Here is a 21,361-nt window from a genome sequence, read left to right on the forward strand (position 1 = left end):
GGCGCTCCTCGAGATCAATCGTTCGGGCGTGCAGCATCGACCACGGCCTGTGGCATGGCGGCGATCCTGGGGGAAGGACGCCAGCCTACGCGAACCGTCGGACCCATGGTGGCAGGGCGCACCGACAGCCCCTCCGGTCAGGGAGCGGGAGCCGCCGGCAGCGCCGCGAGGGCCCTGGTCAGGGCGGCCCGGCGCGCCGTGAGGTCGGCCAGCTGGTCGTCGACGTCGGTCAGGAGACGGCCGAAGAACGCCTGCGGGTCGCACCCCGGCCAGGCCATCCGGATGTCGGGGGCGCGCTCCTCGTTGGCCGCACCGTCGGTGCGCTCGAGCTCCACGAGCCCGCGCCGGGCGTAGAAGCGCCGGGCCCCCGAGTTCGACTCGAAGACCCACAGCGAGAAGCCGTCGGGCCGCAGCGACTTCACGAGGTCGAGCAGCACCCCGCCGACGCCCTGGCCGGTCATGTCGGCACGCACGAAGAGGTGGTCGAGCCACACCGCGTCCATCAGGGCGTACCCGAGCAGCAGGCCGTCGCGCTCGGCCACCCAGGCCTCGTGGGTCGGGCGGGCCAGCCGGGTCGCGAACCAGGCGCGGTCCTCGGCGTTGGTGTGCAGGGCCGGCGGCATCATCGGGACCGCGGCGACCCGGGCCTGCGTGTAGAGGTCGGCCAGCGGGGTGGCGTCGTCGGGCTCCGCCCGGCGCAGGGACAGGTCGAGCCCGTCAGTGGGCGTCACGGATGACCTCGAGGGCGTGCGCGAGGTCGTCGGGGTAGGTCGACTCGTACTCGACGTGCTCCCCCGTGTCCGGGTGCTCGAAGCCCAGGCGTACGGCGTGCAGCCACTGGCGCTCCAGCCCCACGCGTCGCGCCAGCACCGGGTCCGCGCCGTAGGTCAGGTCGCCGACGCACGGGTGCTTCAGCGCGGCCATGTGTACCCGGATCTGGTGGGTCCGCCCGGTCTCGAGGTGGATCTCGAGGAGGCTCGCGAAGCGGTGCGCCTCGAGGGTCTCGTAGTGGGTCACGCTGTTGCGGCCGTCGGCCATCACCGCGAACTTGTAGTCGGCTCGCGGGTGCCGGCCGATCGGGGCGTCGACGGTGCCCTCCAGCGGGTCGGGGTGGCCCTGGACCAGCGCGTGGTAGGTCTTGTCGACCGTCCGCTGGCGGAAGGCGTTCTTCAGCAGCGAGTAGGCGTGCTCGGACTTGCAGATCACCATCACGCCCGAGGTGCCGACGTCGAGTCGTTGGACGATGCCCTGCCGCTCCGAGGCGCCGCTGGTGGCGATCCGGAAGCCGGCGCCGACGAGGTGGCCCACCACGGTCGGGCCCGACCACCCGGGCGACGGGTGCACGGCCACGCCCACGGGCTTGTCGATGACCACGATCGAGTCGTCGTCGTGGATGATCTTGATCCCCTCGACGATCCCGGGGACCACCGCGAGCGGGTCCCGCGTGACCGGGATCGTCACGTCGAGCATCGAGCCGGGCAGCACCCGGTCGCTCTTGCCCACGCCCGCCCCGTCGACGAGCACGTGGCCCTCGGCGATCAGCTCGGCGGCCCTCGTGCGGGACAGGCCGAACATGCGGGCCAGCGCCGCGTCCACCCGCTCCCCCGCCAGCCCATCCGGCACCGCCAGCAGACGGTGGTCGGCGGCGGCCGTCACGCGGACTCCTCGCGCCGGTCGGAGGTGGGCATCCCGTTGATCCGGATCCCGCGCGAGGCCTGGACCAGGATGATCACCGCCGCCGCGTTGATGCACATGTCGGCGACGTTGAAGACCGGCCAGTGCGGCAGCATCAGGAAGTCGATGACGTGACCACGGAACGGTCCCGGCTCGCGGAAGAGCCGGTCGGTCAGGTTGCCGGCGACCCCGGCCAGCAGCAGCCCGAGCGCGACCGCCCAGCCGACGCTGCCGAGCCGGCGGCTGAGGTGGACCACCACGACCACGGCCACGAGGGCGACGCAGGTCAGGGCCACGGTGTACTCCGTGCCGGTGCTGAACGCGGCCCCCGGGTTGCGGGTCAGGTGCAGCACCAGCAGCTCCCCGACGACGCTGACGTCGGGACGCCCGCTCAGCCGGGACACGGCGAGGAGCTTGGTGCCGAGGTCGACGGCGTACGCCGCGAGCGCGACGACCGCGAAGAGTGCGGTCAGTCGCGCTCGTCGAGAGCTCGTGGGGCCGGCCGGGTGGGAGTTGGTGGCGTCGCTCAGCGACGTTCCTCGCGCTGCTTGCATGTCATGCACAGTGTGGCACGCGGGAAGGCCATGAGCCTCATCTTGCCGATGGCGTTGCCGCAGGACTCGCACACCCCGTAGGTGCCGTCGTCGATCCGGCCCAGGGCGCGCTCGATCTGGGCCAGCTTGTCGCGCTCGTTGCTGAGCACGGTCAGCTCGTGGTCGCGCTCGAAGCTGGTGGCGCCCAGGTCGGCCTGGTCGTGCCCCGCGCCGTCGCCGGCGTCCCGCATCAACCCGGACAGCTCGATCTCCTGCTCGGCAACGATCCGGGCGCTGTGCTCACGCTGCTCGTGGAGCTCGGCGAGCACCTCGGCGAGCTCCGCCTTGGTCCACGCCTCCTCGCCCTCCTTCACCACCAGGGCGCTGGCGGGTGCCTTCTTCGTGGGGGTCGTCTTCTTCACCGCCTTCGCGGGTGTCGTCTTCTTCGCGTGAGCCGCCTTCTTGGCCGGCGGGGACTTCTTCGCTGCAGTGCTCCGGGTCGGCGCGGCCTTCTTGGCGGGCGCGGCCTTCTTCTCCGCCACCGCCTTCTTGGCCGGCGCCGCCTTCTTGACCGGCGCGGTCTTGGCGGTCGAAGCCGCCTTCTTGGCCGGCGTGGCCTTGCCGGCGGGTGCCTTCTTGGCCGGCGTGGTCTTCGCGGGGGACGCCTTCTTGGCCGCCTTCTTGGCGGGCGCGGACTTGGCCGCGGGCGCCGCGCTGCGAGCGCTGGCGGTCTTGGTGGCGGTCTTGGTGGCGGTGGCGGACGTCGCCACCTCGTCGGCCGACCGGGTCGAGCGTCGACCGACGACCTTCCGGGCGGCCGAGGCTGCCTGTCCAGCGAGCGACTTGCGAGTACTGCGAGCCATGAGCCGTGGCCTCCCTCGAGCCGGGGCACATGTGGCGGGAGCCACAGTGTTGACGGAGGGTAGCCGCTCCGCACAAACGTTCAAAGGCGGCACACCGAGAAATGGGTAACGGCCGGCCCCTCAGGGGGCCGGCCGTCGCCGCGGTACTCAGGTGGCGCCGGTCTCTCGGCGCCGGTGATCAGCCGTCGTCCTCGCCGAGGATCGAGCGCAGCCGCTTGGGCGCACGCTGCTCGTCGGAGGGCGCCGCGGTCTCGGAAGAGCCGTTGAGCGCCTCGAGCTGCTGGCTGAAGTAGCTCTTCAGGCGGGAGCGGTACTCGCGCTCGAAGGAGCGGAGGTTCTCCACCTCGCCGTTGAGCTTGTCGCGCTCCTTCTCCAGGTCGCCGAACATCTGCTGGCGGCGCTCGGCGGTCTCGGAGTCGAGCATCTGCGCACGGGTGCGCGCGTCGGCCTCGAGCCGGTCGGCCTTGCCCTTGGACTCCGACTCGAGACGCTCGGCCTTGGTGCGGGCCTCTCCGACGATGCGGTCGGCCTCGTTCTTGGCCTCCTCGACGAGCTCGTCAGCGTTGCGGGTCGCGATCTCGAGCAGGCGCGCGGCGGCGTTGGAGGCCTCGGGAACGGTCTCGACGCGGATCGTCTCGACCGGGCTCGCCGCCACCATCGGAGCGGGGGCAGGAGCAGGCGCGGGAGTCGGCTCGGGCGCCTTCTCCTCCACCTTGGGACGCTCGGGAGCCTTCTCGGCCACGGGTGCCCCCTGGGCCGAGGACAACTTCGACCGGAGGTCGTCGTTCTCCTTCGTGAGCCGCGCGAGCTCGGCCTCCACCTCGTCGAGGAACTGGTCGACCTCCCCCATGTCGTAGCCCTCGCGGAGCCGGACGGGAGTAAAGCGCTTGTTGCTCACGTCCTCAGGCGTCAGCGGCATGACCTCACCCATTCATTGATCGCAGTAAATAGAACTCTTCGTCGAACAATAGCGCTTGCGGGATCAGAAGAAGATCCCACGGTTGATGCGCAGTAATACGTAGGCACTGATCATCACGATCAGAAAACTCAGGTCCAGCGCAATACTTCCCAGTCGCAGCGGTGGGATGACCCGCCGCAGCGCCCGGATCGGCGGGTCGGTGATGGAGTAGACCACCTCCAGCAGCACCAGCAGCGGCCCGCGGGGGCTCCACGACCGGGCGAAGACCTGGACCCAGTCCACCACGAACCGGATCCAGAGCAGCGCGATGAAGAACCACAGCAGGCCCTCGATGACCTGTCCGGCAATGTGCACGTGGGGAAGACCTAGCTCTGGTTGAAGAAACCGCCCTCGGCGATCCGCTGCTTGTCCTCGGCGGCGACCGTGACGTTGGGCGGCGAGAGCAGGAAGACCTTGTTGGTCACCCGCTCGATCGTGCCACGGGTCGCAAACACCAGTCCGGCGGCGAAGTCGACGAGGCGCTTGGCGTCGTTGTCGTCCATCTCCGAGAGGTTCATGATCACCGGCGTGCCGTCGCGGAAGTTCTCACCGACGGTGCGCGCCTCGTTGTAGGTGCGCGGGTGCAGGGTGGTGATCCGGGACAGCTCGGCCACCACTCCGGTGGGTCCGGGCGCCGGCGGCCGCCGACGCTCGGCGAGGTCGGACACGGGGGCCGGGCGGGGCTCACGCGCCTTGGGGGCGCGGGCGGGTGCCACGGCCGGCTGGTCCTGGGTCTCGTACTCGCCGTCGTAGTCGTCGTACCGGCCGGTGTCCTCGACCAAGCCGAGGTACTCGCCGATCCTGCGCATCGCGCCGCTCATGACTGTTGTCCTCCGGTGATCACGAGCCCCCGGGTCCCGGGCGCTGTCTTGGTGGTTTTGACCCTACTTGACACGTGGCCTCGATCCGAGGATCGCACTGCCGACACGCACGTGTGTCGCTCCCGTGCGAACCGCCTGCTCGAGGTCCCCGCTCATCCCCGCCGAGAGCCAGCTCGCAGCGGGATGTCCGGTGAGGAAGTCCTGCCTGATCCGGCCCAGCCTGCCGAACGCCGCCACCGGGTCCTCGCCCAGCGGCGCCACGGCCATCAGGCCGCGCAGCCGCAGCGCCCCCGCCTCGGCGACCGCAGCCGCCAGCTCGTCGAGCTGCTCGGGGTCGGCGCCGGCCCGGCCTCGCGCCTGCGGTGGATCCAGGCTGACCTGGAGCAGGCAGTCCAGGGGCGTCGCGCGCTCCCGGGCCCCCCGCGCCAGCGGGGCGACGAGCTTGACCCGGTCCACGGCCTCCACGACCTGGGAGTACGACGCGACCGCGGCGGCCTTGTTGCTCTGGAGCGCACCGATGAAGTGCCAGGTCAGCGGCAGGTCGGCGCACTCGGCGACCTTGGCCTGCGCCTCCTGGTGCCGGTTCTCCCCCACGTCCGTGACGCCGAGGTCGGCGAGGAGCCGGACGTCGGAGACGGGGAAGAACTTGGTGACGACGACCAGGCGGACCTCGCCCGGGTCACGCCTCACGTCGGAGCAGGCACCCGCGATCCGGGAGCGCACCGTGGCGAGGTTGTCGGCGATCTCGTCGCGACGGCTCACTCGCCCTCCGCCCCGTCGTGCAGTCGGACCAGGCCGGCCAGTCTCCCTGCGGCCTGTCCGTCGCGGCGGTAGGAGTAGAGGTCCGGTGACTCCCGGGTGCACCGGGAGGCGTCGACGACCGCGACCCCGGCCCGCTCGAGCTGCGCGCGGACACCGGCGCCGATGTCGAGGGCCGGCGTGCCCCACGAGGTGGTGGCGGCGCTGGCCGGCTCGATCGCGGCGACCTCGGCGCGCATCGCCTCGGGCACCTCGTAGCAGGCTCCGCACACGTGGGGGCCCACCCACGCGGTGATGCGGGCCGCGCCGAGCTCGTGCATCCGCTCGACCGTGCGGACCACGACCCCGGCGGCCAGCCCGGGGCGGCCGGCGTGGGCGGCGCCGATGACCCCGGCCTCGGGGTCCGCGAGCAGCACCGGCACGCAGTCGGCGGCGCGCACCACCAGCACGACGTCGGGACGGTCGGTCACGATGCCGTCGGCCTCCGGCCGGGGGCCGGGGGCCTCCTCGACGACGTGGACGCTCGCCCCGTGCACCTGGTGGAGGTCGGCGACCGTCGCCCCCGGGGCGAAGTCGGCCAGCACCAGGCGGAGGTTCTCGGCGCGGGCAGCCGCGTCGTCCTCACCGGTGATGGCGAGGTTGAGGGAGTCGAAGGGCGCGCCACTGACCCCGTCGTACCTGTCCGTGAAGGCCAGGTCGACGGGGCCGAGGGCGTCGCGGTGGGAGTACACCCGTCACTTCAGGAAGTCGGGCACGTCCAGGTCGTCGTCGTCGAACTGGACCTGACGGGGCTGCTTCGCGGGCGCGGGCGTCGGCGCGGGGGCGGGCTGCGGCGCCTGCCGGGCCGGAGCCGGCGACTGCTCGAGCCGCTCGGCGGACGGGGCGGGGTCGGAGGACCGGAAGGTGACTCCCGCGGACACCTTCTCGTCGGGCCGCCGCGTGGCCACCTGGGCGGCCGCGGCGCGCGTCTCCTGCTGCGTCTGCTGGGGGCGGGACTCGCGTCGCAGCACCGTGCCCTCGTCGCGCTTCTTGGGCTGGCCACCGTCGAAGCCGGCGGCGATGACGGTCACCCGGACCTCGTCGCCGAGGGCGTCGTCGATCGTGGCACCGAAGATGATGTTGGCCTCGGCGTGGGCGGCCTGGGCGACCAGCGCCGCGGCCTCGTTGATCTCGAACAGGCCGAGGTCGGAGCCGCCGGCGATGGAGAGCAGCACGCCGTACGCACCGTCGATGGAGGCCTCGAGCAGCGGGCTGGAGACCGCCATCTCCGCGGCGGCGACCGCACGGTCCTCGCCTCGGGCCGAGCCGATGCCCATCAGCGCCGAGCCCGCGTCGGCCATGACCGACTTCACGTCCGCGAAGTCGAGGTTGATCAAGCCCGGCGTGGTGATCAGGTCGGTGATGCCGGAGACACCCTGCAGGAGCACCTGGTCGGCCTGCTTGAAGGCGTCGAGCACCGAGACGTTGCGGTCGCTGATCGACAGCAGCCGGTCGTTCGGGATGACGATGAGGGTGTCGACCTCCTCGCGGAGCCGCGAGATGCCCTCCTCGGCGGAGTTGGCGCGGCGGCGGCCCTCGAACGCGAAGGGCCGGGTCACGACGCCGATGGTCAGCGCGCCCAGGGAGCGGGCGATCCGGGCCACGACGGGGGCGCCGCCGGTTCCGGTGCCGCCACCCTCGCCGGCGGTCACGAAGACCATGTCGGCGCCCTTGATGACCTCTTCGATCTCGTCGGCGTGGTCCTCGGCGGCCCGGGCGCCCACGTCGGGGTTGGCGCCGGCACCGAGGCCGCGGGTCAGCTCGCGGCCGATGTCGAGCTTGACGTCGGCGTCGCTCATGAGGAGGGCCTGCGCGTCGGTGTTGATCGCGATGAACTCGACGCCCTTGAGGCCGACCTCGATCATCCGGTTGACGGCGTTGACCCCACCACCACCGATGCCCACGACCTTGATGATGGCCAGGTAGTTCTGCGCTGCTGCCACGGCGGATTCGCCTCTCGCTGATCGTGTCCGGTACCTCGGACGTACGGTTTCGTGCCCTGGTGGGGAATCGACTCGGTCGGGCAAACCCTGACCCTCAGGCTGAGGGTTATAGTTATGTCAACCTCGTCGTGGTGACGACAGTAGGCACGGATCGACAAGGAATCGCGCAGACACGCGGGGCGCGCGTCGATCCGCGCCGCCTTTCGTGCGGTGGGGCCGCCGATCAGCGGGTCGTGGGCTGCCCGGGCACGCTGACGTCGTACTCCTGGGCCCGCTTGGCGACCAGCAGCGCGGCGATGACCTCGGCCTTCTGGTCGGACTCCTCCGCGCTCCCCCACATGACCTTGCGGCCGTCACCCAGCACCAGCGAGATCTGGTCGACGCTCTCGACCTCGACGTGGTCGACGCGCTGGGCGAGGTCGGCGGGCAGCGCCGAGACCACCCGGGCCGCCTCCTGGAGAGCCTCGCTGCGGGTGTCGGTGGAGGTGAGCACGTGCGGCAGCCCGGGAGGGGCCTGCCGGTAGTCGCGGAACACCACGCCGTCGGCGTCCATGCCGCGCAGCCGTCCGCCGATCTCGACCACGGCGACGGCCTCGCGTTCCTCGACCCGGATCAGCACCTGGTCGGGCCACTGGCGGGTGACGTCGGCGGACCTGACGAGGGCGAGCGCCTCGACCCGGGCCCGGACCTGGTCGAGGTCGAGGGTGGCCAGCGGCTCCCCCGTCGGCACCGCCGCCGCCGACCGGACCCGGGCCGAGCCGACGGTGGTCGCCCCGGTCACCGCCACGCCCTGGACGGCGAGCAGCGAGGAGAAGTACACCGCCCAGACCCCCGCCGCCACGACGGCGACCAGCAGGAAGAGGGCGACGACGAACTTCCAGGCGAGCCAGCGGCGGGCCCACTGGCGCCGGGCGAACCGGCGCCGGCTCTGCAGGGCGGTCCGGTCGGCCGGGGGGTCGGCCCGGGTGGCGGAGCCCCGCAGCGGGCTAGGCATCGGCGGCCCCGCCCAGCAGGTCGAGCACCCGCGGGCCCAGCTCGGTGACGCTGCCGGCGCCCAGGGTCAGGACCAGGTCGCCCGGGCGGGCCCGGGACACGAGCTCGGCCGGGACGGCGTCGAGGTCGGGGACGAACACGACCCGCTCGGGCGGCAGCGGCACCGCGCCGGCCACGAGCGCGCCGGTCACCTCGGGGTCGGCGTCCTCGCGCGCGAGGTACACGTCGAGCACGACCACCTCGTCGGCCGCGCCGAGGGCCTCGCCCATCGCGGTGCCGAAGATGCGCGTGCGGGAGACGAGGTGCGGCTGGTAGGCGACGACGACGCGGCCCTCCCCCGCGACCGCGCGGGCGGCCTGGAGGTCGCCGGCGATCTCGACGGGGTGGTGGGCGTAGCTGTCGTAGACCCGGACCCCGCCGGCCTCCCCCTTGCGCTCCATGCGACGCCCCGTGCCGGTGAACTCGCCCAGGCCGCGGGCCAGGTCCTCGAACGCGAAGCCGAGCCGCAGGCCGAGGACGAGCGCCCCGGCCGCGTCCAGCGCGTAGTGGCGGCCGGGGACGCACAGGGTCACCCGGCCGAGGGTCCGACCGCCCTCCTCGACGTCGAAGGACGCCTCGGCGCCGGGGAGCTCCAACCCGGTCAGCCGGACGTCGCACGCGGCGGACTCGCCCACGGTGACGACCTCGAGGCCACGGGCACGGCCGACCTCGGCCAGTGCGGCCGCACCGGGGTCGTCGGCGCACAGCACGAGCAGGCCCTGGTCCTCGATCGTGCCGACGAAGTCGGTGAAGGCCCCGCGGTAGGCCTCCTCGCTCCCCCACACGTCGAGGTGGTCGGCGTCGACGTTGGTGACCAGGGCCGCGCGCGGCCCGTAGACCAGGAAGGCGCCGTCGCTCTCGTCCGCCTCGGCGACGAACAGGTCGCCGGTGCCGGCGTCGGCGTTGCGACCGGTGGCCGCCAGCACGCCGCCGATGGCGTACGTCGGGTCCGCGCCGGCCGCTCGCAGCGCCATCGTGAGCAGGGACGTGGTCGTGGTCTTGCCGTGCGTGCCGGCCACCGCGAGCACCCGGTGCCCCTCCATCACGGACTTCAGCCCGGCCGACCGCGGCAGGATCCGCAGGCCGCGCTCGAGGCCCGCGACCACCTCGGGGTTCGTCTCCCGTGCGGCCGTCGTCACGACGAGCGTCTCGGCGTCACCGAGGTGGTCGGCGGCGTAGGACCGGTGCAGCGGGACCCCGAGCTCGCGCAGCGAGGGCAGGAACGGCGTGTCGTGGTCGTCGCTACCGGTGACCGGCACACTCTGGCGGGCCATGATCCGGGCGATGCCGGACAGCGCGGCACCGCCCACCCCCACGAAGTGGACCCGGCCGAGCTGCGAGGCGGGCGGGATGACGTCAGGAACCGGGATCCTCATCGCGCGGCCTCCACCACGATCCGTGCGAGCTTGTCGTCGGCGTCGCGCGGGATCAGGCGCGAGGCAGCCGCACCCATCGCGGCGAGACGCTCGGGGTCGGTGGCCAGGCCGGGGACGGTGGCCGCGACCCACTCGGGAGTCATCGCGGCATCCGCGACGAGGAGGGCGCCGCCGGCGTCCACGACAGGACGCGCGTTGTGCTCCTGCTCGCCGTTTCCGATCGGCAGCGGCACGAAGATCGCCGGCAGGCCGGTCGCCGCGGCCTCGGTCACGCTGGAGGCGCCGGCCCGGCCGATGAACAGGTCGGCGGCGGCCAGCGCGAGGTCCATGCGGTCGACGAAGTGGAGCACGACGTAGGGCACCCCGGTCGTGGCGGGTGTCGCCTCGCCGTTCGGGCCGATGACGTGGAGGACCTGCACGCCCGCGTCCGCCAGGGCCGGCGCCGCCGCGGAGACCGACTGGTTGAGCCGGCGGGCGCCCTGCGACCCACCGGTCACCAGCAGCGTGGGCCGGTCCGGGTCGAGGCCGAAGGCCGCACGCGCCTCGGCACGCATCGCGGCCCGGTCGAGCCGGGAGATGAGCGGCCGGATCGGGAGCCCGACGTACTCGGCGTGCGGGAGCAACGTGTCGGGGAAGGACACCGCGACCCGCGCCGCGAGCCGGGCGCCGACCTTGTTGGCCAGTCCGGGCAGGGCGTTCTGCTCGTGGACCACCAGCGGCACCTTGCGGCGGCGGGCGGCGACGTACGCCGGCATCGACACGTAGCCGCCGTAGCCGACGACGACGTCGGGGCGGACCCGGTCGAGGATCGCCAGGGTCTCCTTCACCGCGCCGCGCAGCCGCGCCGGCACCTTGGCCAGGTCGGCACCAGGCCGCCGGGGCAGCGGCACCGGCGGGATCAGCTCGAGGGGGTAGCCGGCCTCGGGAACGACCCGGTTCTCCAGGCCCCGAGGGGTGCCCAGGCAGGTGATCTCGACGTCGGGGACCAGCCGGCGCAGGGCGTCCGCGGTCGCGAGCAGGGGCGAGGTGTGGCCGGCGGTGCCGCCGCCGGCGAGGAGTACGCGCATCGACGCAAACCTAGCCGTTCGGCTACAGGCCCCGCCGGGTGACCCGGCCGGCCGAGAGCCCGGCCGAACGGGCCCGCCGACGCTGGGCCAGGGCCCGGGCCGCGTCGGGCTCGCGGCGCGCGAAGCCGATCAGCAGGCCGAGGGCGACCAGGGTGGGCACGAGCGAGGAGCCGCCGTAGGAGACCAGCGGCAGCGGGATGCCGATGACCGGCAGCAGCGCCAGCACCATGCCGACGTTGATGATCATCTGGCCGAGCAGCCACACGATGACGCCGAAGGTCGTGTAGCGGACGAACGGGTCCTTGGTGTCACGGGCGACCCGGAGCGCGGCGAACGTGATGGTGAGGAAGAGCGCGATCACCAGGAGCGTGCCGACGAGCCCGAGCTCCTCTCCCAGCACCGCGAAGATGAAGTCGGTGTGGGCCTCGGGCAGATCGCCCCACTTCTGCTGGCTGGCCCCGATCCCCTGCCCGAACCACCGGCCGCTCGACAGGGCGTAGAGACCGTGCGCGGGCTGCCAGCCGGTGTCGTGGAAGTCCTTGAACGGGTCGGTGAAGTTGGTGATGCGCGCCAGCCGCTCGGGGCTGGTCGAGGCCAGGAAGATCGCCACCACGCTCACGACCGAGAGCGACAGGACGAAGAGCCGGGCCGGGGCGCCGACCACCCAGAGCATGCCGAGCATGATCGCGAAGAGGACCAGGGCCGTGCCGAGGTCGTGGCCGATCACGACCAGCCCGGTCGCCAGCAGCATGCCCGGCACCACCGGCATCAGGACCTGGTGCAGGTCGCCCAGACGGCGGTCCTTGTGGGCGTAGACGTGGGCCGCCCACAGGATCAGCGCCAGCTTCGCGATCTCCGCGGGCTGGATGACGATCGGGCCGAGGGGCAGCCAGTTCCGGTTGCCGTTGATCACCACACCGAACTTGGCGGTGAGGAGCAGCAGCGTCAGCGACACGCCGTAGCCCAGCCACACCATGCGGCGGATGAAGCGCTGGGACAGCCGGCTGGCGAGCCACGCGGCCGGCAGCCCGATCGCCACCCACATCAGCTGGCGCTTGACGATCGCGTAGGAGTCGCCGTCGTTCTGCTGGAAGGAGTAGACGCTCGAGGCGCTCAGCACCATGATCAGGCCGATGGTGAGGAGGAGGGCCGAGGCGCCGAGCAGCAGGTAGTAGGAGGTCAGCGGCCGGTCCAGCGCCTCGCGGAGCGCGGCGTACCAGCTGACCGGGCCGTACTGGCCACGACGGCGGGACTGCTCGGGGTTCACGGTGGTCATCGCGTCGCCTGCCCTCCCCCGGATCGCCGCCTACGGTTGCTGCCGCCTGCGCACCGCTTCGGCGAAGGCATCGCCGCGGGCGGCGTAGTTCGAGAACATGTCCATCGAGGCACATCCCGGAGCCAGCAGGACCGTGTCGCCGGGTCGGGCCAGCGCGGCTGCCGCCTCCACGACGCGCTCCATGGAGCCACGCTTCGCTTCAGCACTGTCGGGACCAGTCTCGTCGTCGCCGACGACGATGACCGGCACATCGGGCGCGTGTCGCGAAAGCGCCGCGGCGATGAGATCGCGGTCACGCCCGAGGAGCACGACGCCCCGCAGCCGGTTGCGCACCGCGAGCACCAGCTCGTCGAACCGGGCGCCCTTCGCCAGGCCCCCGGCGACCCAGACCACGGGCTCGTAGGCCTGGAGCGAGGACTGGGCGGCGTGCGGGTTGGTGGCCTTGGAGTCGTCGACCCAGGTGACCCCGTCGATCTCGGCCACGGTCGCGATCCGGTGCCCGTCGGGCCGGAACGACCGCAGCCCGTCGCGGACCGCGGACTGGGAGACCCCGTGGGCCCGGGCCAGCGCCGCCGCGGCGAGCGCGTTGGCGATGAAGTGCGGCGCCGGCGAGGCGAGGTCGGAGAGCGTGCACAGCTCGGCGGCGCTGGTGTCGCGCTGCTCGATGAAGGCGCGGTCGGCCAGGATGTCCTCGACCACGCCGAGCATCCCCACTCCGGGCATGCCGAGGGTGAACCCGATCGCCCGGGCGCCCTCGAGGACGTCGGCCTCCCGCACCAGCCGCTCGGTCTCCGGGTCGGCGACGTTGTAGACGCAGGCGCGCTGCACGCGCTCGTAGATGCGGCCCTTGTCGGCGGCGTACTCGGCCATCGAGGAGTACCAGTCGAGGTGGTCCTCGGCGACGTTCAGGACGGCGGCCGACTCCGCGCTCATGGAGTCGGTGTAGTGCAGCTGGAAGCTGGACAGCTCGACCGCGAACACGTCGTACGGCGCGGGGTCCATCACCGCCTCGACGATCGGCAGGCCGACGTTGCCGACCGCAACGCTGTGCAGGCCGGCGGCCCGCAGGATCGCGTCGAGCATCTGCACGGTGGTGGTCTTGCCGTTGGTGCCGGTCACGCAGAGCCAGGGGGCCTGGTGGTTCGGGTCGCGCAGCCGCCAGGCCAGCTCGACCTCGCCCCAGACCGGGATCCCGCGGGCGCGGGCCTGGGCGAGCAGCGGGGCGGACGGCTTCCAGCCGGGCGAGGTGACCACCAGGTCGACGTCGTCGGGCAGGGCCGCGGTCGCACCCTCACCCAGGCGGACGGTCGCGCCGAGCACCTCGAGGAGCTCGGCCTTCTCGCGCCGCTCGCTGTCGGGGCCGCCGTCGGACTCGTCGAGCGCGGTGACGCCGGCTCCGAGGTGGTTGAGGTTGTCGGCCGCGGCGAAGCCGGAGACACCGAACCCGGCGACGACGGCGCGGACGCCGTCCCAGGAGTCGTGGCGGCCGAGCGCCGAGACGTCGGGCCGGGTGCTCAACTGCCCGCCACCCACTCGGCGTAGAAGACGCCCAGGCCGGTCGCGACGCACAGGCCGGTGATGATCCAGAACCGGATCACGACCGTGATCTGCTCCCAGCCGAGCATCTCGAAGTGGTGGTGCAGCGGGGTCATCCGGAAGACCCGCTTGCCGGTCCCGGTCAGCCGTCGCGTGACCTTGAAGGTGGTCACCTGGATCATCACCGACAGCGTGACCGCGACGAACAGGCCGCCCAGGATGATCAGCAGCATCTCGGTACGGGTCAGGATCGCGAAGCCGGCCAGGGCCGCGCCCAGCGAGAGCGAGCCCGTGTCGCCCATGAAGATGGACGCCGGGGAGGCGTTCCACCACAGGAAGCCGAAGCAGGCGCCGGTGATCGCCGCCGCCACCACGGCGAGGTCGAGCGGGTCGCGCACCTCGTAGCAGCTCGGCCCGGGGCTGAGCTCGCAGGACTGGTTGTTCTGCCAGATGTTCACGAACGTGTAGGCGCCGAAGACCATCACGCTGGCCCCCGTGGCGAGCCCGTCGAGGCCGTCGGTGAGGTTCACCGCGTTGCTGGTGCCGGTGATGATCACCCAGAACAGCAGGATCGCCACGATCATGGGCAGGGCGAAGGCGCCGTAGTCGCGGATGAACGAGATGTGGTCCGACGCCGGTGTCTTGCCGCGGGAGTCCTCGAGCGCCGGCGAGAGCGCCAGGACGCCGAACACCACGCCGATGATGGTCTGGCCGACCATCTTCGCCTTGCTCCGCAGACCCAGGCTGCGCTGCTTGGAGATCTTGATGAAGTCGTCGAGGAACCCGACGAGACCCATGCCGACGAACAGGAACAGCAGCAGCAGGGCGGAGGCCGAGGGCATGCTCTGGGTGATCAGCTTGGCGGCGAAGTAGGCGATGACGGCGGCCAGGATGATGACCACCCCGCCCATGGTGGGCGTGCCGCGCTTGGTGTGGTGGCTGGTGGGTCCGTCGTCGCGGATCTCCTGGCCGTAGCCCCAGTTCGTGAACAGGTTGATCGCGACCCGGGTGCCCAGCAGGGAGATCAGGAGGGCCAGGCCGCCGCCCAACAGGATGGCTCTCATGGCTGCTGCACCTCGTTGTTCACCTCAGGGGTCACGGGCGTGGGTCCCTCTTCCTCGAGCAGTCCGTCGGCGATGACTTCGAGCGCGGCGCCCCGGGACGCCTTGACCAGGACCACGTCCTGGGCCGAGACATTCTCCCGCACCCACGACAGCGCCTCGGCACGCCCCGCCGTGTGGACGGCGACGCCCGACCATCCGGGCGTCACCTCGGCACCCTCGCCGATCCCCCGGGCCGGGTCGCCCACGGCGACGACCACGTCCACCCCGGCGGCGGCAGCGGCGCGGCCGACCGAGCGGTGGTCCTCGAGCGCCCCCGCCCCGAGCTCCTTCATCTCGCCCAGGACGGCGACGGTACGGCGACCACGGCGGCCACCGATGGCGACGAGCGCGTCGATGGCGGCGGTCATGGACGCCGGGTTGGCGTTGTAGGAGTCGTTGACGACGACCAGCCCGTCGGGCCGCTCGTGGATCTCCATCCGCCAGCGCGACAGGGGCTGCGCGGCGGTGAGCGCGTCGGCCACCGGGCGGAGCGACAGGCCGGCGGCGAGCGCCATCGCGGCGGCAGCAGCGGCGTTGAGGACCTGGTGGGCCCCGGACTGGGTCAGCCGGACCGGGCACCACTCGCCGGCGTACCCGAGCTCGAAGGACGGGCGGCCGAGGTCGTCGAGCTCGACGCCACGCCAGCTGACGTCACCGGCGACGCCGAACATGAGCGGGCGGGCCGCGGTCCTCCCGGCCATCGGGGCGGTGAGCTCGTCGTCTGCGTTGAGGACCGCGACGCCGTCGCCGGGCAGCGACTCCACGATCTCGCCCTTGGCGACCGCGATCGCCTCCCGGCTGCCGAACTCGCCCAGGTGGGCGGTGCCGACGTTGATCACCGCGGCCACCCGCGGCGGCGCGATCTGGCACAGGTAGGCGATGTGGCCCAGGCCCCGCGCCCCCATCTCGACGGCGAGGTACGCCGTGTCGCGGTCGGCCCGCAGCACGGTGAGCGGGACCCCGAGCTCGTTGTTGAAGTTGCCGGCGGTGGCCACGGTCGGACCCGCGGTGGCCAGCACCTGGGCGAGGTAGTCCTTGGTGCCGGTCTTGCCCTGCGACCCGGTCAGCGCCAGCACCGTCACGTCGAGGGCCTCCAGGACGTGCCGGGCCAGGCGCCCGAGGGCCGCGACCGGGTCGTCGGCCAGGACGGCCGGCACCCCGGTGGGCCGGGCGGCCAGCACGGCGGCCGCCCCGCCGTGGTGCGCACGCTCGGCGTAGTCGTGACCGTCGACCCGCTCCCCCGACACCGCGACGAAGAGGCCGCCCGGGACGGGGCTGCGGCTGTCGAGGAACGCCTCGCCGGTGACAGCGGTCGTCGGGTCCCCGTCCACGGAGCCACCGACGACGGCGGCGATCTCCTCCAGGGTCATGGCGATCATCGGGTGTCCAGCTCCTCGCGGATGCTCGTGGCGGCGACCTCGCGGTCGTCGAACGGGTGGACCACGCCGGCGACCTCCTGGCCGGCCTCGTGGCCCTTGCCGGCGACCAGCACGATGTCGCCGGGGCGAGCCCGGCGCACCGCCTCGCGGATCGCAGCCCGGCGGTCGCCGATCTCGAGGACCTCGGCGGACCCCGCGTCGGTGCCGGCGAGCACCGCCGCCCGGATCGCAGCCGGGTCCTCGGTGCGCGGGTTGTCGTCGGTGACCACGAGGACGTCGGCGAGCCGGGCCGCGATCTCCCCCATGATCGGACGCTTGCCCGGGTCCCGGTCGCCACCGGCGCCGAGCACCACGAGCACCCGACCGGACGTGAGCGGTCGCAGCGTGCGCAGCGCCGCCTCGACCGCGTCGGGCTTGTGCGCGTAGTCGACGACGACGGCGAAGTCCTGGCCGGCGTCCACCCGCTCGAAGCGGCCCGGGACGCCCCCGCCGCGGGCCAGGCCGGTCGCGACGCGGGCGGTGTCGAAGCCGACCTCCGCGCAGGCGGCCACCGCGGCCAGCGCGTTCGCCACGTTGAAGTCGCCGGGCAGCGGCACCGCGGCGTCGACGGCGAGGCCGTCGGGTCCGAGGATCGTGAAGCGCGACCCGGTGGCCTCGAGCTCCACGTCGACGGCCTGCCAGTGCGCCTCACGCCCGGTGGGCGAGAAGGTGCGGACCGGGACCGTGGCCTCCTCGACCAGCCGGCGGCCGTGCTCGTCGTCGACGTTCACGAGCCCGAGCCGGGCCCGCTCGGGGGTGAAGAGGGACGCCTTGGCGGCGAAGTAGTCCTCGACGTCGGCGTGGAAGTCGAGGTGGTCCCGTCCGAGGTTGGTGAAGACCGCGACGTCGAAGACGACCCCGTCGACCCGGCCCATCACCAGCGCGTGGCTGGAGACCTCCATCGCGCAGGCGGCCACGTGCCGCTCCCGCATCATCGCGAACAGGCCGTGCAGGTCCGGCGCCTCGGGGGTCGTGAGCGCGGTCTTCAGGTCGCTCCCCGCGACGCGGGTGCCCACGGTGCCGATCACCGCGGCCGGCACGCCGGCCTGCAGCAGGCCACCCTCGGCCAGCCGGGTGGTGGTGGTCTTGCCCTGGGTGCCGGTCACGCCGATCATCCGCAGGCCGGTCGCGGGGTCGCCGTACACACGTGCGGCCAGCCGGCCGAGCACGGCGCGGGGCTGGTCGACGACCAGGAGGGGTACGCCGCAGCGCGCGGCGTCGCTCTCGGCGCCGGCGGGGTCGGTGAGCACCGCCACCGCACCGGCGGCCACCGCCGCTGCGGCGAACTCGATGCCGTGGACGCGGGCGCCCGGCAGCGCGGCGTACAGGTCTCCGGGGCGGATCCGCTGCGAGCTCAGCGAGACGCCGGTGACCTCCGTCGACCCGAGGTCGCCGCGGGTCCGGGTCGCCGCCCCGGCCTCCAGCCAGGCGGCGAGATCGGCGAGTGGGGTCTGCAGGGGATGCTGCGGGCGCGTCGCCGCCACCAGGTCGTCGCTCAGCACGACGCGAGGTTACCGTCCGGGCGCCGACCACCTGCGAGCCCCTGCGGGCTCGTGGTGACCGTCACCACTCGACGGGCAGCCGGGACGGGTGGGTGCCGGTCGGCGGCACCGCGTAGCGGCGCAGCGCGTAGCTCATGATCTTCGAGAACGCCGGCCCCGCGACCGAGCCGCCGCCGCCGCCGTTGCCGGGGTTCTGGACCACCACGTAGACGGTGAAGCGCGGGTCGTCGGCCGGCGCGAAGCCGGCGAACGACACCGTGAACGTGCCGTCGTAGCAGCCGCACTCCTCGCCGACGCGCTGCGCGGTACCCGTCTTGCCGGCGACCCGGTATCCGGGCACGGCGGCCGCGGGGGCGACACCGACGTCGGGATCGACCACGCGCTCCATCATGTGCGCGGTGTCGCGGGCGGCCTTCTCGCTCACCACGCGGCGGGTGGTGGTGTGGTCGCTGCCGACCACGGTGCCGTCGTCGGTGATCGCCGATCCCTGGATCAGGCTGGGCGAGACCCGGACCCCGCCGTTGGCGATGGTGTTGACGGCGGCCGCCATCTGCACGGCGTTGACCGAGAGCGACTGGCCGAAGGCGATGCGGTCCTGCACCTGGTGGGTCCACTGGCTGGGGCCGGGCAGGATGCCCTTGGTCTCGCCGCGCACCCCGATGTCGGTGCGCTGGCCCAGGCCGAACCTCGTGAGGTACGAGCGGAGCTCGCCACTGTCGAACTTGTCGGCGGCCAGGACGGTGCCGATGTTGGAGGACTTGGCGATCACGCCGGCCAGGGTCAGGTGGATCAGGCCGTGCGGGAACCAGTCGTGGATCGGGCGGTCCTCGCGGTCCAGCTCGCCCGGCACCTCCAGCCGGGTACGCGGAGTGACCTTGCCGGCGTCGATGAGGGCACTCAGCGTGAGCACCTTCTCCACCGAGCCCGGTTCGTAGACGCCGCTCATCGAGCGGGCGCCGCGGTCCTCGTCGGGCGACTCCAGCGGGTGGTTCGCGTCGAACGTCGGGTCGTCGGCCTCCGCGAGGATCTCGCCGGTGCGGGTGTCCATCACGACGGCGAAGCCCGACTCGGCGCGGGAGTCCTGCACGGTCTGGGCCAGGACCCGCTGGGTGTACCACTGCAGGTCGAGGTCGATCGTGGTGCGCAGGTCGCGGCCGTCGACCGCCCTCTCGATGGTGCTCTCGCCCAGCGGGATCCGGTTGCCGCCGCCGACCTCGTAGCGCGCCGACCCGTCCTTGCCGGCCAGCTGCGCGTCGAAGGTGCGCTCCAGGCCGCCCAGGGCCTCGTCGGTGCCCATGAAACCGACGAGGTTGGCGGCCACGTCGGCCGCCGGGTAGTCGCGGATCGGGTCCGGCCGGGTGGCGATGCCCTCGAAGCCGGCCTCCTCGGCCGCGTTGACCACGTCGGTGGCCACGGTCGAGGGCACCCGGCGGGCGAGGTACTCGAAGCGGCTGTCGGTCTCACGCAGCTTCTTCAGGGTCGCGAAGTAGTCGATGTCGAGCCGGCTGGACAGGAACTTCGCCAGCTCCGGCGCATCGTCGGAGGTCATGTAGGGGTCGGCGACCACCATCTCCCCGTCGACGGAGTCGGCGAGGGGCTTGCCGTTGCGGTCCAGGATGTCGCCGCGCTCGGCCTTGAGGGCCACCTGCACCATGCCCTCGGCGGCCGCCATCGCGGCGTACGAGTTGGGGTCGATGCCCTGCAGCTGCACGAGCCGGCCCGCGAAGACCGACAGCACCATCGCGATGACCAGGAAGCCCAGCCTCAGCCGCACGTGCGCAGCGCCGCGCAGGCTGCCGCGGGGGCGGCGCAGGCCGGCGCGCTGCGGGCGGGTGGGGGGCACGGGACTCTCCGGTCTCAGCGGTGCTGGGGCAGGTGGGGCTGGTTGTTCTGGTGCTTGTGGTTCTGGTGGTTCTCGTGTGACGCTGTGTTATTTCTACCGCTCCCGTGGCCGCGGGACGCCGAGGACGCGCCGTGACCGTGGCCGTGGCCGTTTCCGAGGCCCTGGTCCGGGGCGTCGACGAACGTCGGTGCGGGGTTGAGCACGGCGGGCATCGGCGGGGCCGGCGGGAGGATCCGGACGTTCTGCGCCGGGTCCGGCGGCGTCGCGTCGCCGAGGACCTTGCCGTCGGCGAGGCTGAGGAAGGCGGGGCTGCCTGCGGTGACCATGCCCATCTTCCGGGCCTGCTCGGCCACGTGCTGGGGGTTGCGGAGCACGTCGAGCTCCATCCGCAGCGTCTGCTCCCGGGCCGAGAGCGTGCTGGCCTGGCTCTCCAGCGAGGTGGCCGCGAACGAGGCCTGTTGCATGGAGGTGTTGAACAGCAGCAGGCCGATCACCCCGCCGAGCAGGACGAGCGACACCAGGCTCACGAACGGCACCCGGGCCGCCCTGACCCGACGGCGCGGGACGACCGTGAGGCGCGCCCGCTCGACCGCCGCCTCGGCGATGCGCGGCATGCGTGAGCGGAACTGGACGGCAGGGCTGCTCATGATGCGGCTCCTCGGCTGGTGGGTGCGACTCGTTCGACGGCGCGCAGGCGGACCGACGCGGCGCGGGGGTTCTCGGCGATCTCCTCGGGCGAGGCCTTCTCCGACCCGCGGGTGACGAGCCGGAACGCCGGCTCGGAGCCCTCGGGGATGAACGGCAGGTCCTCGGGGACCTCGCTGCGGGTGGCGGCGGTGAAGGCCTGCTTGACCAGGCGGTCCTCCAGCGAGTGGTAGGACTCGACGACCACCCGGCCGCCGGTGCCGATCGCGTCGATGGCCGCGGGAAGTGCCCGGCGCAGCACCGCGAGCTCGTCGTTGACCTCCATCCGCAGCGCCTGGAAGGTGCGCTTGGCGGGGTGCCCGCCGGTACGACGCGCGGGCGCCGGGATCTCGGCGTACAGCAGCTCCACGAGGCGGGCCGAGTCGGTGAACGGCTCGACCTCGCGCTCCCGGACGATCGCGGCGGCGATCTTGCGGGCGAACTTCTCCTCGCCGTACTCCCTGAGGATCCGGGTGAGATCGGCGGCGGAGTAGGTGTTGAGGACGTCGGCGGCGGTTCGGCCGGTGGTCTTGTCCATCCGCATGTCCAGGGGCGCGTCCTCGGCGTAGGCGAACCCGCGCTCGCGGACGTCGAGCTGCATCGAGGAGACACCCAGGTCGAAGAGCACGGCGTCGACGTGCTCGAGCCCGAGCTCGGCGAGGACCTCGGGCAGCTCGTCGTAGACCGCGTGGACGCCGGTGAACCGGTCACCGAAGGGCTCCAGCCGGCGACCCGCCAGCTCGAGCGCGGCCGGGTCGCGGTCGATGCCGATGACGCGGGTCCGGGGGCTGCGGGTGAGAACCGCCTCGGAGTGGCCGCCCAGGCCGAGCGTGGCGTCGACCATGACGGCGCCCTCGTGCTCGATCGCGGGAGCCAGAAGAGCGACGACCCGGTCGAGGAGGACCGGGACGTGGCGCGGGGTGCTCATGGTCGG

At 72.8% G+C, this 21,361-nt stretch carries 21 protein-coding genes; all 21 read right to left on the minus strand.

The window, feature by feature from the left end; genetic code table 11:
- Positions 1-137 precede the first annotated feature (137 nt).
- Entirely contained in the window at positions 138-731 is a 594-nt protein-coding gene (locus ABD268_RS18825; RefSeq protein ID WP_344155960.1) for a GNAT family N-acetyltransferase, read from the minus strand.
- Positions 718-1,656 carry an RluA family pseudouridine synthase gene (locus ABD268_RS18830; protein ID WP_344155963.1) on the minus strand — a complete coding sequence of 313 codons (939 nt, stop codon included), beginning with the start codon at positions 1,654-1,656 and terminating at the stop codon, positions 718-720. Before ABD268_RS18830 ends, ABD268_RS18825 begins: the two co-directional genes overlap by 14 nt.
- Positions 1,653-2,228 carry a signal peptidase II gene (locus ABD268_RS18835; RefSeq protein ID WP_344155966.1) on the minus strand — a complete coding sequence of 192 codons (576 nt, stop codon included), beginning with the start codon at positions 2,226-2,228 and terminating at the stop codon, positions 1,653-1,655. Before ABD268_RS18835 ends, ABD268_RS18830 begins: the two co-directional genes overlap by 4 nt.
- Positions 2,201-3,070, minus strand: coding sequence for a TraR/DksA family transcriptional regulator (locus ABD268_RS18840; protein WP_344155969.1), 870 nt, complete (start codon positions 3,068-3,070; stop codon positions 2,201-2,203). The genes ABD268_RS18835 and ABD268_RS18840 overlap by 28 nt, the downstream gene beginning before the upstream one ends.
- 178 nt (positions 3,071-3,248) lie before the next feature.
- Positions 3,249-3,989 (minus strand): DivIVA domain-containing protein, encoded by a 741-nt coding sequence (locus tag ABD268_RS18845; RefSeq protein ID WP_344155972.1) that lies wholly within the window; start codon positions 3,987-3,989, stop codon positions 3,249-3,251.
- A 63-nt stretch (positions 3,990-4,052) separates the two neighbouring features.
- Entirely contained in the window at positions 4,053-4,343 is a 291-nt protein-coding gene (locus tag ABD268_RS18850) for a YggT family protein (protein ID WP_344155975.1), read from the minus strand.
- A gap of 11 nt (positions 4,344-4,354) precedes the next feature.
- A complete protein-coding gene (locus ABD268_RS18855) occupies positions 4,355-4,849 on the minus strand; it encodes a cell division protein SepF (protein WP_344155977.1) in 495 nt (164 codons plus the stop codon).
- Positions 4,850-4,912: 63 nt separating this feature from the next.
- Positions 4,913-5,611, minus strand: a complete 699-nt coding sequence (locus tag ABD268_RS18860; RefSeq protein WP_344155980.1) for a YggS family pyridoxal phosphate-dependent enzyme — start codon at positions 5,609-5,611, stop codon at positions 4,913-4,915.
- Entirely contained in the window at positions 5,608-6,339 is a 732-nt protein-coding gene (pgeF, locus tag ABD268_RS18865; RefSeq protein ID WP_344155983.1) for a peptidoglycan editing factor PgeF, read from the minus strand. Before pgeF ends, ABD268_RS18860 begins: the two co-directional genes overlap by 4 nt.
- A 3-nt stretch (positions 6,340-6,342) precedes the next feature.
- Entirely contained in the window at positions 6,343-7,590 is a 1,248-nt protein-coding gene (gene ftsZ, locus ABD268_RS18870; RefSeq protein WP_344155986.1) for a cell division protein FtsZ, read from the minus strand.
- A gap of 223 nt (positions 7,591-7,813) precedes the next feature.
- The gene (locus ABD268_RS18875; RefSeq protein WP_344155989.1) at positions 7,814-8,584 is read right to left on the minus strand and encodes a cell division protein FtsQ/DivIB; all 771 of its coding nucleotides are present in this window, start codon (positions 8,582-8,584) and stop codon (positions 7,814-7,816) included.
- Positions 8,577-9,998, minus strand: a complete 1,422-nt coding sequence (gene murC / locus ABD268_RS18880; RefSeq protein ID WP_344155992.1) for a UDP-N-acetylmuramate--L-alanine ligase — start codon at positions 9,996-9,998, stop codon at positions 8,577-8,579. Before murC ends, ABD268_RS18875 begins: the two co-directional genes overlap by 8 nt.
- On the minus strand, positions 9,995-11,065 hold the full coding sequence (gene murG, locus ABD268_RS18885; protein WP_344155995.1) for an undecaprenyldiphospho-muramoylpentapeptide beta-N-acetylglucosaminyltransferase: 1,071 nt from the start codon (positions 11,063-11,065) through the stop codon (positions 9,995-9,997). Before murG ends, murC begins: the two co-directional genes overlap by 4 nt.
- Positions 11,066-11,087: 22 nt before the next feature.
- Positions 11,088-12,341, minus strand: a complete 1,254-nt coding sequence (gene ftsW / locus ABD268_RS18890) for a putative lipid II flippase FtsW (protein ID WP_344155998.1) — start codon at positions 12,339-12,341, stop codon at positions 11,088-11,090.
- A 30-nt stretch (positions 12,342-12,371) separates the two neighbouring features.
- Entirely contained in the window at positions 12,372-13,859 is a 1,488-nt protein-coding gene (gene murD, locus ABD268_RS18895) for a UDP-N-acetylmuramoyl-L-alanine--D-glutamate ligase (protein ID WP_344156001.1), read from the minus strand.
- Positions 13,856-14,941, minus strand: a complete 1,086-nt coding sequence (gene mraY / locus ABD268_RS18900) for a phospho-N-acetylmuramoyl-pentapeptide-transferase (RefSeq protein ID WP_344156004.1) — start codon at positions 14,939-14,941, stop codon at positions 13,856-13,858. Before mraY ends, murD begins: the two co-directional genes overlap by 4 nt.
- Entirely contained in the window at positions 14,938-16,359 is a 1,422-nt protein-coding gene (locus ABD268_RS18905) for a UDP-N-acetylmuramoyl-tripeptide--D-alanyl-D-alanine ligase (RefSeq protein WP_344156006.1), read from the minus strand. The genes mraY and ABD268_RS18905 overlap by 4 nt, the downstream gene beginning before the upstream one ends.
- Entirely contained in the window at positions 16,356-17,900 is a 1,545-nt protein-coding gene (locus ABD268_RS18910; RefSeq protein ID WP_344156009.1) for a UDP-N-acetylmuramoyl-L-alanyl-D-glutamate--2,6-diaminopimelate ligase, read from the minus strand. Before ABD268_RS18910 ends, ABD268_RS18905 begins: the two co-directional genes overlap by 4 nt.
- A 61-nt stretch (positions 17,901-17,961) precedes the next feature.
- On the minus strand, positions 17,962-19,743 hold the full coding sequence (locus ABD268_RS18915) for a peptidoglycan D,D-transpeptidase FtsI family protein (RefSeq protein WP_344156012.1): 1,782 nt from the start codon (positions 19,741-19,743) through the stop codon (positions 17,962-17,964).
- A 14-nt stretch (positions 19,744-19,757) separates the two neighbouring features.
- Positions 19,758-20,390, minus strand: a complete 633-nt coding sequence (ftsL, locus tag ABD268_RS18920; protein ID WP_344156014.1) for a cell division protein FtsL — start codon at positions 20,388-20,390, stop codon at positions 19,758-19,760.
- Complete coding sequence (gene rsmH / locus ABD268_RS18925; RefSeq protein WP_344156016.1) at positions 20,387-21,355, minus strand: 16S rRNA (cytosine(1402)-N(4))-methyltransferase RsmH; 969 nt, start codon at positions 21,353-21,355, stop codon at positions 20,387-20,389. The genes ftsL and rsmH overlap by 4 nt, the downstream gene beginning before the upstream one ends.
- Between the last annotated feature and the right edge of the window lie 6 nt (positions 21,356-21,361).

Origin of the sequence: Nocardioides koreensis, from assembly GCF_039531775.1 — a bacterium.
In the GTDB taxonomy this organism is placed as follows: domain Bacteria; phylum Actinomycetota; class Actinomycetes; order Propionibacteriales; family Nocardioidaceae; genus Nocardioides; species Nocardioides koreensis.